Source organism: Paenibacillus sp. J22FR21, assembly GCF_056269135.1.
The window spans coordinates 775862-788245 of record NZ_JBWDNJ010000003.1; the positions used below are offsets into that span (position 1 = coordinate 775862).

Consider the following 12384-nt stretch of genomic DNA (forward strand, 5'->3'; position numbering starts at 1 on the left):
GGCTTTCGGCATGCGGATATCGAGTGAAATACCGCTGCCTGAATTACCTTTGTCCGGTCCAATGAAGGAGCGGGAGTACCCGGATGTTTTCATTGAAGCGGCTAACCCAGACAAGCTGTGGGAGGACCTTGAGCTTGGCGGCAGCAATTTCTTGTACAAAGGCGGCCGATTCCTGTTCCTCATTCCGGAGACAGCGATTTATTGCATTGAAGATGGATATCGAATTACTGTAGCACCGCTTGCCGGCGCAGATCCGGAGAAGGTGCGTGTATATTTGCTCGGTACTTGCATGGGCGCGCTGCTCATGATACGCAATGTGCTGCCTTTGCATGGAAGCGCCATTATGTTAGGCGGCAAAGCCTATGCGTTTCTTGGCGATTCGGGAGCCGGTAAATCTACGCTTGCCGCTACTTTGGTAGGCATGGGGTATGAGCTAATAAGTGACGATGTCATCGCGGTTTCCTTTACAGACGAAGGCGGAAGGCTTGTCGTTATGCCGTCCTATCCGCAGCAGAAGCTGTGGCAGGAAAGTATCGATCAGCTGGGTCTGGCATCCGGGAACTACCAATCGGTTTATCGGGAAACGACGAAATATGCCGTACCGGTGCTTTCAAGATTTTGTAATGAGCCCGTCCCACTTGCAGGAGTGTTTGAACTGGTGAAGTCGGAATCAGAGGCAGCCGTTTCGATCAGACGGTTGTCCAATTTGGATCGGCTGCGTATCGTGCTGATGCATACGTACCGAAATATGCTGATTCCGCGACTCGGTCTAGAGCAGTGGCATTTCAAGGTTTCGTCCAGCATGGCTGATCAGGTTAACGTTTATCAGCTCATTCGGCCAACAGCCGGATTTACGGCGCATCACCTTGCATCTGAGATCATTCGTACCATTGAAGAAGGAGGCGTATAAACATGACGAACGTGAACTTGGCGGAACAACAGATTATCCAATCGCCGGGCAGCATTGTGAGTGACATGAACGGGGAGAAGGTGATGTTCAGCATCGATAGCGGGAAATATTACAATCTCGGCATGATTGGCGGCCGAATTTGGGAGCTCATCGCTTCACCGATTACGGCCAGCCAATTGGTAGACAAGCTCCTATTGGAATATAACGTTACACGGGCTGCCTGTGAGGAACAGGTTGACGCTTTCCTTCGGAAAATGCATCAGGAATCGCTGATCGAGGTTCGGAACCTTGAAGCGCATCGTTAGGAAGTTTCTCGCTCTGCCTGCGGAGAAGAAACGGTTCATGCTCGAAGCGTTCATCTACTTAGGCTGGGCACGTGTATTGAAGACCTTACCGTTCTCTCGGCTCGCGCCATCTTTGGGCAGACGTATGTTCGAAACGCCGCTCGCGCATGATCCGTCAACCGAAATGCCGATTCGCCAAATTGCTCAGGCGATCCAGCTGATGAGCCGTCATACCATCTGGGAAAGCCAGTGCATGGTCAGAGCGATCGCAGCCAAGAAAATGCTGAAAAGGCGTCAGATTGAAAGCACGCTCTATCTGGGTACGGCGAGGGATGAGCAGGGGAACATGATCGCGCATGCCTGGCTGCGCAGCGGGCCATTCTATGTGACCGGAGCCGAGGAAATGAAGATGTTCACGATGGTGGCTTCATTCGGATCTGACAAAACGTAAGGAAAGGAATGAAGGTGTCCCGTTATGGAGAACAATCGTACTCTGGATCTAAGCGCTTTTCCTGAAGAATTAAACATCATGCTGGCGTTCATGCAGATGAATGCCGATCAAGCGCAGCAATGGGGCAAACCATCGATGCCTGACATCGATTGGAATCAAATTCTGAAGCTGATCCGACATCATCGCGTCTATCCGCAGCTGTATTCGCAGCTGAAGAACAACAACGGGATTCCTGCCGATTTCTTGCAAGCCCTTCATCAGGATTACGGGAAGAATACATTTCAGATGCTCCGTTTAAGCGGCGAAATGGGCCTTGTGTGCAGCTCCTTTCAGGAGCGAGGGATTCCTTCATTAGTTCTTAAAGGACCGGTGCTTGCCGATCTGCTATATGGTGATGTTTCGCTCCGAACGTCCAAGGATTTAGACATTCTGGTCCCAATGGACGGTGTGGAGAAGGCAGAAGAGATATTGACCAAGCTCGGTTATAAGAGCGATAGTCATGCTCCGCGGTTATTCAATTGGAAGTGGAAGATGCACCATATCTCCTATACGCATCCGCAAACGAGGATTCAAGTGGAGCTTCATTGGCGTCTCAATTCCGACATGGGCAAAGAACCTTCATTCGAGGAGCTCTGGGAACGGAGAAGACGCAGTACTCTTACGAGGAATGAGATTTATATGCTAGGAAGCGAAGATCTCTTCATGTATCTGGTCTCGCACGGCGCCCGTCACGGCTGGTTTAGGCTCCGCTGGCTGGCGGATATTGATCGCTTGGTACGCCAAGGTGTAAACTTTGAAACGCTCAACTCGCTTATGCGACGCTATGAATGCCTTCAGCTTGGAGGACAGGCTCTAATTCTTGCTTCCGCACTGCTTGGCACGCCGATACCAAGCTCAACCAAACCGATGATCACTAGCAACCATCGCGAGTTGGCTCAACGTTCGCTCTATTTTATCCGGGATATCGTCGCTTTCTCGCCTGTGCCGAGCTCCCAAGAATTAGCCAAGACCTATAAACGTTACTTGTTTGCATTGAAAACGACCCGGCAAAAGTCGGTTTATATAGTTGGCCAATTATATCCCAGCTTCAGGGATACGGAGGCGATGCCGCTTCCGAAACAATTACATTTTCTATACTTTCCTTTAAGGCCGTTCGTCTGGTTATGGCGGCAAATGAGGCAGGAAGCTTAAAGGAATCCGGCCTATTCAAGTATGACATGACTGCACGTAGAAGAATGACAAGCACCTCGGAGGCAATCATGAGCGCAATTGCAGGTATTCTTTGTTACAACGAAGAGACTGTATCGATAGAGGATAGCATGAAGCTTATGCAAGCTTTGCAAAGATATCCGGCAGATGATGTGCAAACCTGGTATGGCGGGTCTGTATTTCTGGGATGCCATGCCCAATGGATTACACCGGAATCGGTTCATGAACGTCTGCCGTTCTATGATGAGCTAAATAAACTGGCCATTACCGCCGATGCGATCATCGACAACCGGGATGAATTGTTTAACCGGCTGCAGATTGATTATTCCCGGCGGAAAGGGATGACTGACAGCGAGCTTATTCTGTTGGCGTACTTGAAGTGGGGAAAGGAAGTCCCGCGCTATTTGATCGGCGATTTCGCTTTTGTCATCTGGGACGAGAAGAAGCGTCTTCTTTTCGGAGCACGCGACTTATTGGGAAACCGCACGCTCTATTATCAACGTCAAGAGCGGCAGTTCGCCTTTTGCACGGCGGTCAATCCGTTATTCGAGATCACCGGCGCCAGGAAGGAGCTTAATGAGTCATGGTTTGCAGAGTTTTTGGCCATTCCCATTATTCTCGATTCCGTCGACGTGAACGGGTCAGTATACCGTAATATCGAGCAAATTCCTCCGGCACACAGCTTTACGGCCCAGGATGGTAAAATGACGCTGGAGCAGTACGAGACGCTGGAAGCGCCCCGGGATCAGCTTCGGCTGAAATCAAACGGCGAATACGAGGAAGCGTTTCGCGATGTTTTTCAGGAGGCCGTAACATCGAAGCTTCGGACGTTCCGTTCGGTCGGCGCAAGCTTAAGCGGTGGATTGGATTCAGGCGCAGTCATCAGCTTTGCAGCTGACCCCTTGCGTAAGGAAGGGAAATCATTGCATACCTACAGTTTCGTTCCTTCGCCCGATTTCGTGGATTGGACTTCGAGAAGCATGATGGCCGACGAAAGTACGCACATTGGAGCCACGGTACGTCACGTAGGAAATATATCGCACAACGGCTTGGATTTTTCGGACAGGAACTCGTTCGGGGAAATCGACGACTTGGTCGGGCTTCTGGAAGCTCCTTATAAGTTTTTCGAGAATTCGTTCTGGATCAAAGGGATTCTTGAAAAAGCGCGTCAGGATGGGGTCGGCGTGCTGCTTACGGGCGCACGTGGCAATTACACCGTTTCTTGGGGACCGGCCATGGACTACTACGCCAAGCTTTTAAGGAAGCTGCGCTTGTTCCATTTTTACCGCGAGCTAAAGCACTACGGGAGACAGATGAATATCGGAAGATCCCGGCTGCTGCCCATTATCGCTAAACAAGCCTTTCCATTTGCGACCAGATCTTATTACGCCAAGGAACCGAAGAACGAAATTCCAAATCTCATCCATCCGGATTTGGCCGCAAGAACAAATGTCTTTGAAAAGCTTAAACACCATGACGTCGGCTTGGGCGGGGCTGCCTTCGATGAATTCGAAGCGAGAGACTATCAATTCAGAAATTTGGCAACCTCAAACCATCAAGGCACATCTGTAACCAAGTTTTCCCTGCGTTATGGCGTTTGGGAAAGGGACCCGACATCCGATCCGAGAGTGGTACGCTTCTGCCTGTCCGTGCCGATTGAGCAGTATGTACAAAACGGGATGGACCGATCACTCGTCCGGAGGGCCACCGAATCGTATTTGCCTGATGAAGTACGGTTAAACCAACGTATTCACGGCGTTCAAGGAGCGGATTGGGTCCATCGCATGATTCCGATATGGGGCTTATTTAACGAAGAACTTCGGAAGCTTTGCCGGGATCCGATGACCTCGCATTATTTGAACGTAGATCAAATCAAGGCATCGCTTGAGAAAATCGGCCGTGCGCCCAATCCGAAGCATGCATACGATCCAGATGCGAGATTATTAATGCGTGGCTTGATAGCTTACCGGTTCTTGAAGCAATTTACGTGATTGATTCCAATTGAAAGGGGGTGAAACATATGGAAAAGCAAACACGGAAAGAATGGCAACAACCAATGCTGGAAGTACTGGACGTAAACATGACGATGGGTGGACCTAACGGTGTATTCCCGGACAAGAACGGCAAGGGTTCCAACAAAGGGCACGCTTTTGAATCCTAAATGCACCTGATACGTGGCAAACCAATGGGCCCTTATACGAAGAAAAGCGTATAAGGGCCTCTTCAATTTTCTTCCTGATTATTTATAGCTACGCTACGAAATGGAGGTGTGGAAGATGAGCTCTGCTGCCAAACGAACGATTTATAGAGCATTTGGGCTGAAGATGGCAAGTGAAATCGCCTTGCCGGAGCTGCTTCGGGAAGAGGAACAAACATGCGAAGCGGATGTTTATATCGACAAGGATGACTTGGATCAAGCCTGGAACGAACGCAGCGGCAGTGACAGCGACGATTATTATGCTCTTGAAGGCGATGAACTAATGCTGAACATAGAAGGCACGGCCATTTACAGAGTCCGTGGAGGGAACCGGATCACCGTCTCGCAGACAATCGGAGCGGAGGATTCCGTTGTTCGGCTATATTTGCTCGGAACCTGCATGGGTGCGCTGCTGTTCCAGCGTAAGATGATGCCCTTACATGGAAGCGCCGTTGTCATTAACGGAAAGGCTTACGCTTTCGTCGGCGATTCCGGCGCGGGCAAATCCACCCTTGCTGCCGCCTTTCTCAAACGCGGCTATCCGCTTCTTACCGACGACGTGATTGCCGTAACGTTGAACCGCGACCGAGTCCCCGTCGTCATTCCCTCTTACCCGCAGCAGAAGCTTTGGCAGGAGAGCATCGACATGCTTGGGATGCAATCCGATCGTTATGTTCCGCTGTACGAGACCAAATATGCGATACCCGCAGCGTCAATGTTTTGCAAGGAGCCGGTCCCTCTGGAAGGTATCTTCGAACTCGTGAAGACGGACAGGAATGTCACGGAACTTCGCCATCTCCAAGGGCTTGAGAGACTTCCTACCATCCGATTTCATACCTACCGCCATTTTCTGATTCCTCAGCTTGGCTTGGATCAGTGGCATTTCTCTGCCTCCGTCTCGATCGTTAATCGTATTAACATGTACCAATTATGCAGGCCGGCTGAGAGATTTACTGCCAACGATTTAGTAAGCCGAATCCTGAATACGGTTGAAGAAGGAATATGGATTTCGCACGGATAGGGGGAAAAGAAAAATGGAGCATCTGCTGCTATATATCAAAAAAATGCATCACTTTGCCGGTACCAAGCTCTATATCAATCTAGTCGGCATGATGGTGATCAGCTTTCTGGAGGGTATTGGAATCTTTCTGTTGATTCCGGTGCTTGGTTTAATTGGGGTCCTGGGTTTGAACACGGATGGAATCCCTTTCGTTGCTGTTTTGGTGAAACCGTTAGAGGCTTTACCTGACGGAATGAGACTGCTTGTTGTTCTAGGGGGGTTCATTCTATTAATTGCAGGTCAGGCTCATCTGCAGCGAAAGCAAACGCATTTGAACCTGGACATTCAACATGGGTTTATAAGGTACCTTCGAATGGAAATCTATCAGGGCTTGCTGCAGGCCAAGTGGGCGTTCTATCTGCAAAGAAGAAGATCGGATTTCTATAATATCATGACCAATGAGCTGTCGCGTGTCAGCCAAGGCGCATTTCTCGCAATGCGTTTAATGACCACAATTCTGTTTACCGCGGTACAAATCGGCTTTGCGCTGTGGTTGTCGGCACAACTGACGGTTATGGTCTTGATCTGCGGATTCGTGCTGGCCGTGTATGCAAGCCGGTTCATTAAACGTTCCAAAAGTATCGGGGATGAAACCTCGGAGCTTGCCCAAAGTTATATGGGCGGGATGACCGATCATTTTAACGGCATGAAAGATATTAAAAGCAATCGATCAGAAGCACAGCATTTGAGTTGGTTTCGCGCGCTTTGCGGCAAAATGGAGTCTAACCTCGTTCACTTTGGGAAAACGCAGGCTACCTCTCAATACATTTATAAAGTGGCGTCCGTCATTATCATTACGCTTTTTGTTTACGTATCTCTGGAAGTATTCCATGTACAGGCTGAGAAGCTTATGCTGATCATCATCATATTTTCCCGTCTTTGGCCGAAGTTTTCGACCTTGCAGTCTAATTGGGAACAAATTGCTCAAACGCTTCCCGCATTCAAGAGCCTTGCGGATCTTCAGAAGGATTGCGCCTTGGCAAAGGAATTGGAAGTGCATGACTATCCTGCGGGCGGAGATCCGGTGAGCATGGAGCAAGGAATTGAGTGCCGAGGAATCTCCTATCGTTATCATGGAAGCCAATCCTCCTATGCCCTTCACAATATCAATCTGTCCATTCCGGTTAATCGGATGACAGCTATCGTTGGAAAATCCGGTGCCGGGAAAAGCACCTTGATCGATATCATCATTGGACTTATACAGCCGGATGAGGGAGAGGTCCTTGTAGATGGATGCAACTTGGCCGGAGACGACAGCTTCTCGCTGAGGAGATCCGTCAGTTATGTTTCGCAGGATCCGTTCTTGTTCCACGCAAGCATCAGAGAGAATCTGTTGATTGCCGCTCCGGAAGCGACGGAAGACCAAATGTGGGAGGCGCTGCAGTTCTCTGCATCGGATGAATTTGTGCGCAACCTGCCGCAGGGACTGGATACCGTACTTGGTGACCGTGGGGTTAGACTCTCGGGAGGGGAACGACAGCGGATCGTTCTGGCTCGGGCGGTATTGCGTAAGCCGGGCATTCTGATTCTCGATGAAGCAACAAGCAGCCTAGACAGCGAGAATGAAGCTCAAATTCAAGGTGCGCTTGACCGTTTACGAGGGAGAATGACCATTATTGTCATTGCTCACAGGCTGTCGACCATACGGAGCGCGGATCAAGTCGTGGTATTGGAGAAAGGGGAAGTGATTCAGCGAGGCGGCTATCAGCAGCTCTCCGCGGACTTGAAGGGGACGTTCAGCAAGCTCTTGCATTTTCAATCGGATAAAGTTGGACCTTAACGGAGGGATCCGGCTGGGTGCTGCCCATTAGCTGCAAATAACGTCTGTCACAACAGTTAGCGTTTCAAAATGGTGTATTTTCATGAAATAGCCACGCTGACAACCGTTACATGATTTAGACACCAACAAGAGGCTGCCCGAGTCTTTCTCGGGCAGCCTAGAGGGGAGCTGTTTAGCTCCCATTTTATTATGGTGTTTCCGCCGTCGACGGCACTTGCAGCAGTGGATTAGTTGCCTATGAGGTAATCTCGTTCATCGAGGTATTGGATAATCGCTGTAATAGATTGCTCAATTGTTAACTGTTCCGTATCGATAATGAGCTCAGGCGCGCTTGGGATGTCATACTGTCCGCTAATGCCCGTGAAGTTGGGAATCTGTCCGCTTCTAGCTTTCCGGTAGAGTCCTTTCGGATCTCTCTTCTCGCATTCTTCTAACGAACATTTCACGAAAATTTCGTTGTAATCCCCCGGCCCAAGCAGCTCTCTCACCATGTTCCGGTCTTTCTCATTCGGAGAGATGAACGCCGCCAGTACGACTAAGCCGGCATCCACGAACAACTTCGATAGTTCACCGATTCTACGGATATTTTCTTGTCGATCCTCATCTGAGAAACCGAGATCGCGATTAAGCCCATGACGGATATTGTCCCCATCGAGCACGTAAGATGCGATTCCTCTTGCATACAATTCCTTCTCCAGTGCGAACGCCAGCGTTGATTTGCCCGAGCCGGATAAGCCTGTCAGCCATAAGGTACAGCTTCTGTGACGGTTCCGCCTCTGCCGATCGTCCCGTGAAATGTTAGAGTGATGCCATGTAATATTGTCGCTCTTGTGGTCCAATGTTTCTCTCTCCCTCCAGAACTTGTACACCTGATTCATTAAACGCAGAGGAGGTACTCGAATCACTTTAGGAATATCTACATTGGCGGAAATGCGGTGGAATGGGAGAAAGTAGCTGGTCTAGGAGTCTACATTGGCGGAAATGCGGTGGAATGGTGGGAAAGCGCCGATAATGGCTGCCAAGATATCGGAAGGATATCAAAAAAATTTACCACCGATTTGAAAAAATTGGGTTGAAAGCGCTGTAACTGTTGATGTATTCTTGAGGTATGTTGAAACGTTTCAATGACGTGCAGGATCATCTGTGAGAATCGAGTTTGAGGGAGAGGGATTACGAAGTGAACTCATCATCATCATCCGTTTATAAAGTCGCTTTTATTGGCTGTGGCAAACGTGCGCATGAACACGCGATCGGCGTACAAGCCGACAGCAGATTAAAGGTTGTTGCGTTGTCCGATATTTCAACAGCTTCGGCCGAAACGCTGAATACTGAGTTTGGGTTCCAAGCTGCTATTTATACCGATCATAAAGAAATGCTGGAGAAGGAGAAGCCGGATGTTGTTCTAATCTGTCTCTGGACACCGCTGCATCTGCCGGTTTTCCGCGATTGTGCGGAAGCGGGCGCCAAAGCCGTATTATGCGAGAAGCCGATGTCGGCTACATGGGGTGAATGCCAAGAGATGGGGGAGATCGCAGACGAGTTCGGCTGCCAGCTGACCTTCTCGCTGCAACGTCGTTTCGCTAAGGGAAATCAAACGGTACGTCGTTATATCAAAGAAGGCCGAATCGGTCAGGTGCTCCGCCTAGACCTCTACTCACCGCCTAATCTGCTCGATTGCGGTATCCATACGTTTGACCAAGCGATTAGCTATATGGACGAAACGCCTGCGAAAACCGTGCTTGGCGCAGTAGATACTACCGAGATCTATAACTGGTTCAACGTGCCCTCCGAATGCGGCGCGACCGGACAAATTCTATTCGCGAACGGCGTACAGGCTAGCCTCTATTCCGGCTCTATCGATACATGGGAACCAAGTCAGGATATGACGAAGATCTGGGCCGGTGTTCGCGTCATTGGCACCGAAGGATTTATCGAAGTGATGTGGGACGGGCAAATCGTCAAGGGAATCAACTACGACGATTCTTCTTGGAAGCCTGAGATGGAGCTGTCCTCCATGTCCGATCAGATGATCGGTTATGTCCGTCATGCGATCGACTGCCTGGAGACAGGTGAAGAACCTGAAGCCTCGCATCAGAAGGCAACTCGCGCTTCGGAAATTATTTTCGCAGTCTATGAGTCGGTTCGCCGCAATGCGCGGGTAGAGCTTCCGCTTACCGGCGTTACGGACAGCCCTTTTATCACGATGCTTAATGACGGCCATTTCGCCAAATAAAGGAGCGGGAAACTAACCATGACAAGACCGAAGCTTGGTTTAATTGGAATCGTGCATGAGGAAGCACAGCAGGATTTCTGGGGCACGATGAAGCGCGTAGCTGAGATCGGCTATAAGGGAATCGAAGGCGGCGGTGAGCTTCTTAAGGGAGATGTCGATGCGAATGTCGCACGTTTCCACGAACTGTGCCTGCAAGTAGCAACGCATAGCGTCCCTAGCAAGGAACTGCTCAAGGACGAGAAGGAAGTCGATCGCCTGATTCGTGAGGCACATGCCTTGCAAACGAAGGATGTTACGTTCTGGTGGGACGTCGTTGATAATAGAGATCAGCTGCTTCGCGATGCTGAATTGTACGATGCGGCAGGCGCGCGGTTTGCGGCAGAGGGACTGCGGTTCTGCTATCATAACCATGCACATGAATTCGAGAGAACGTTTGGCGGCCTATACTCCCTGGATATTCTGGCTGAACACACAGATCCGAAGCATCTCTTCTTCCGTATGGATGTGGCTTGGATTACACTCGGCGGAGCAGATCCGGCGCATATCCTTCGTAAGATGGCGGGTCGCGTACCGGCCATTCATTTGAAAGATGTGTACGGTACAGACGAGGTTGGGAAGTGGACGGCTGTCGGTACCGGCGTCGTCAACATTCAAGCGTCGATTGAAGCCGCTACCGAAATCGGTGTGGAATGGATGACGGTCGAGCAAGATCAGCTCCGTAACCTCACCGGTATCGAGACGGCGACAGTCAGCTACTTGAACTTGAAAGAAAAGGGTTTGCTCTAATTGATCTTATCATAGTACGAACAACAGGCAGCTGAGATATGGATCTCGGCTGCCTGTTGTTGTATGAGACGTTAGATGGGTTACAAACGCGGCAGTGAATGGAATTCCAATCAGCTGCACACTTTTCTCGATCTGATGCGTCTAGATATTGAGATATCTACATGTTATTGGAAAATGGGGGGCAATCAGATGCTGAAACGGGTCGCAGCCATCACTGCAATGATGCTAACAATGACTGGATTAGCCTGGGTGGGACATGGACAGGCAGAGGTGCCAGTCGCAGGTAAAGCAATCACAGCTGTACAGAAGCCAGCCGAGGAACGACTGTACCGCGTTGAATTAGACGGTAAATTTGGTCTCATCAATAGTAAAGGTAAGCCGGTAGTAGCGCCGATCTACGATGGCATCTGGTACGACAATAAACCGGGGAATCCGTATGTGATCACGAATCTTGCAGAGAAGAAGCAGACGTATTACAGCCTTGCAGGAGACAAGTTGTTTGATTGTCCGTTAAATACATGCAGCTTGATGTACGACGGTCGAACGCAATTTACAACCAAGATTCAAGGGGTTAATGGGAAGTATGAGTTTCGGTACGGATTTAAGGACAGCCAGGGGCAAACCGCCATTCAGCCAATCTATGTGAATGCGTTTCAATTCTCCGAGGGATTGGCTCGCGTGAATCTCGGTAAAGCTTCGGGCTTCATCGACACGAAGGGTCAACTAGTCATTCCGTATCAATTCAGCTACACCACGGACTTCGCAGAGGGAATGTCGGCCGTTAAGCTGGCTTCCAACGGCAAGTTCGGCTATATCAACACATCAGGAAAGCTCGTGGTTACTCCGCGGTTTACCCATGCGACGTCATTCTCTGATGGCGTTGCCGCCGTGTATGAGAATGGCAAATACGGCTATATCGATAAAACCGGAACGTATATACTGAAGCCGCAGTTCTCGATGGCGCAGCCGTTCTCGGAAGGGCTGGCGTTCGTTGAACGCAACGGGGTTACCTTCTACATCAACAAGAAGGGACAGAAGGTCATCCAGAATATTAGAGCGGGTGGCACCTTCTCCGGCGGTCTGGCTCCGGCAAGCATAGGGCAGAAATACGGCTTTATCAACACTTCCGGCAAGTTTGTGATCAAGGAACAGCTGGAATGGGCGGCTTCATTCGCCGGGGAGTTGGCAGAGGTTTATATTAACGTTCCGAACTCGCGGGACTATATACGAGGTTATATCAACCGCAGCGGAACGATTGTATGGCCGCCGCAGCAATGAGTCGAAGCTGCCTCTGAAGTCTACCCATAGACTTCAGGGGCAGCTTTATTTGTATTGGCAAATAGCCCCCGAAATAGCGATCCTCATTATAACGACGCGCAATAATTCCAATGAAATCCACCTATTAACTGTATTTTCCACCCGATCATTTATGCGGTTTTGCTATGCAACTATGAAAAATAAAGTTGTATAATAG

Annotated in this window: 12 protein-coding genes; 11 read left to right on the forward strand and 1 reads right to left on the reverse strand. The window is 49.8% G+C overall.

What is annotated here, in order from left to right:
- The first annotated feature begins 10 nt into the window (after nucleotides 1-10).
- From AC0YNS_RS14060 to AC0YNS_RS14095, 8 genes are all read left to right on the forward strand, one after another.
- The gene (locus AC0YNS_RS14060) at nucleotides 11-910 is read left to right on the forward strand and encodes an aldolase (protein ID WP_475781613.1); all 900 of its coding nucleotides are present in this window, start codon (nucleotides 11-13) and stop codon (nucleotides 908-910) included.
- Nucleotides 911-912: 2 nt separating this feature from the next.
- The gene (locus AC0YNS_RS14065; protein WP_475781614.1) at nucleotides 913-1215 is read left to right on the forward strand and encodes a lasso peptide biosynthesis PqqD family chaperone; all 303 of its coding nucleotides are present in this window, start codon (nucleotides 913-915) and stop codon (nucleotides 1213-1215) included.
- Between the two features lie 37 nt (nucleotides 1216-1252).
- Entirely contained in the window at nucleotides 1253-1645 is a 393-nt protein-coding gene (locus tag AC0YNS_RS14070; protein WP_475781882.1) for a lasso peptide biosynthesis B2 protein, read from the forward strand.
- 24 nt (nucleotides 1646-1669) lie between these two features.
- A complete protein-coding gene (locus AC0YNS_RS14075; protein ID WP_475781615.1) occupies nucleotides 1670-2836 on the forward strand; it encodes a nucleotidyltransferase domain-containing protein in 1167 nt (388 codons plus the stop codon).
- 68 nt (nucleotides 2837-2904) lie between these two features.
- Entirely contained in the window at nucleotides 2905-4845 is a 1941-nt protein-coding gene (locus tag AC0YNS_RS14080; protein ID WP_475781616.1) for an asparagine synthase-related protein, read from the forward strand.
- Nucleotides 4846-4874: 29 nt separating this feature from the next.
- Nucleotides 4875-5015, forward strand: coding sequence for a paeninodin family lasso peptide (locus AC0YNS_RS14085; RefSeq protein ID WP_143111554.1), 141 nt, complete (start codon nucleotides 4875-4877; stop codon nucleotides 5013-5015).
- 115 nt (nucleotides 5016-5130) lie between these two features.
- Nucleotides 5131-6072: an aldolase gene (locus tag AC0YNS_RS14090; protein WP_475781617.1), complete on the forward strand. Its 942-nt coding sequence runs from the start codon at nucleotides 5131-5133 to the stop codon at nucleotides 6070-6072.
- Nucleotides 6073-6085: 13 nt separating this feature from the next.
- Nucleotides 6086-7891, forward strand: a complete 1806-nt coding sequence (locus tag AC0YNS_RS14095; protein ID WP_475781618.1) for an ABC transporter ATP-binding protein — start codon at nucleotides 6086-6088, stop codon at nucleotides 7889-7891.
- A gap of 227 nt (nucleotides 7892-8118) precedes the next feature.
- Here the strand turns inward: AC0YNS_RS14095 and cysC are convergent, their stop codons facing one another.
- Entirely contained in the window at nucleotides 8119-8730 is a 612-nt protein-coding gene (cysC, locus tag AC0YNS_RS14100) for an adenylyl-sulfate kinase (protein ID WP_475781619.1), read from the reverse strand.
- Nucleotides 8731-9068: 338 nt separating this feature from the next.
- On the opposite strand from cysC, the gene AC0YNS_RS14105 reads away from it, so the two are divergent.
- From AC0YNS_RS14105 to AC0YNS_RS14115, 3 genes are all read left to right on the forward strand, one after another.
- Entirely contained in the window at nucleotides 9069-10124 is a 1056-nt protein-coding gene (locus AC0YNS_RS14105) for a Gfo/Idh/MocA family protein (RefSeq protein ID WP_475781620.1), read from the forward strand.
- Nucleotides 10125-10142: 18 nt separating this feature from the next.
- On the forward strand, nucleotides 10143-10910 hold the full coding sequence (locus AC0YNS_RS14110) for a sugar phosphate isomerase/epimerase family protein (RefSeq protein ID WP_475781621.1): 768 nt from the start codon (nucleotides 10143-10145) through the stop codon (nucleotides 10908-10910).
- Nucleotides 10911-10985: 75 nt separating this feature from the next.
- The gene (locus tag AC0YNS_RS14115) at nucleotides 10986-12188 is read left to right on the forward strand and encodes a WG repeat-containing protein (RefSeq protein ID WP_475781622.1); all 1203 of its coding nucleotides are present in this window, start codon (nucleotides 10986-10988) and stop codon (nucleotides 12186-12188) included.
- Nucleotides 12189-12384 lie beyond the last annotated feature (196 nt).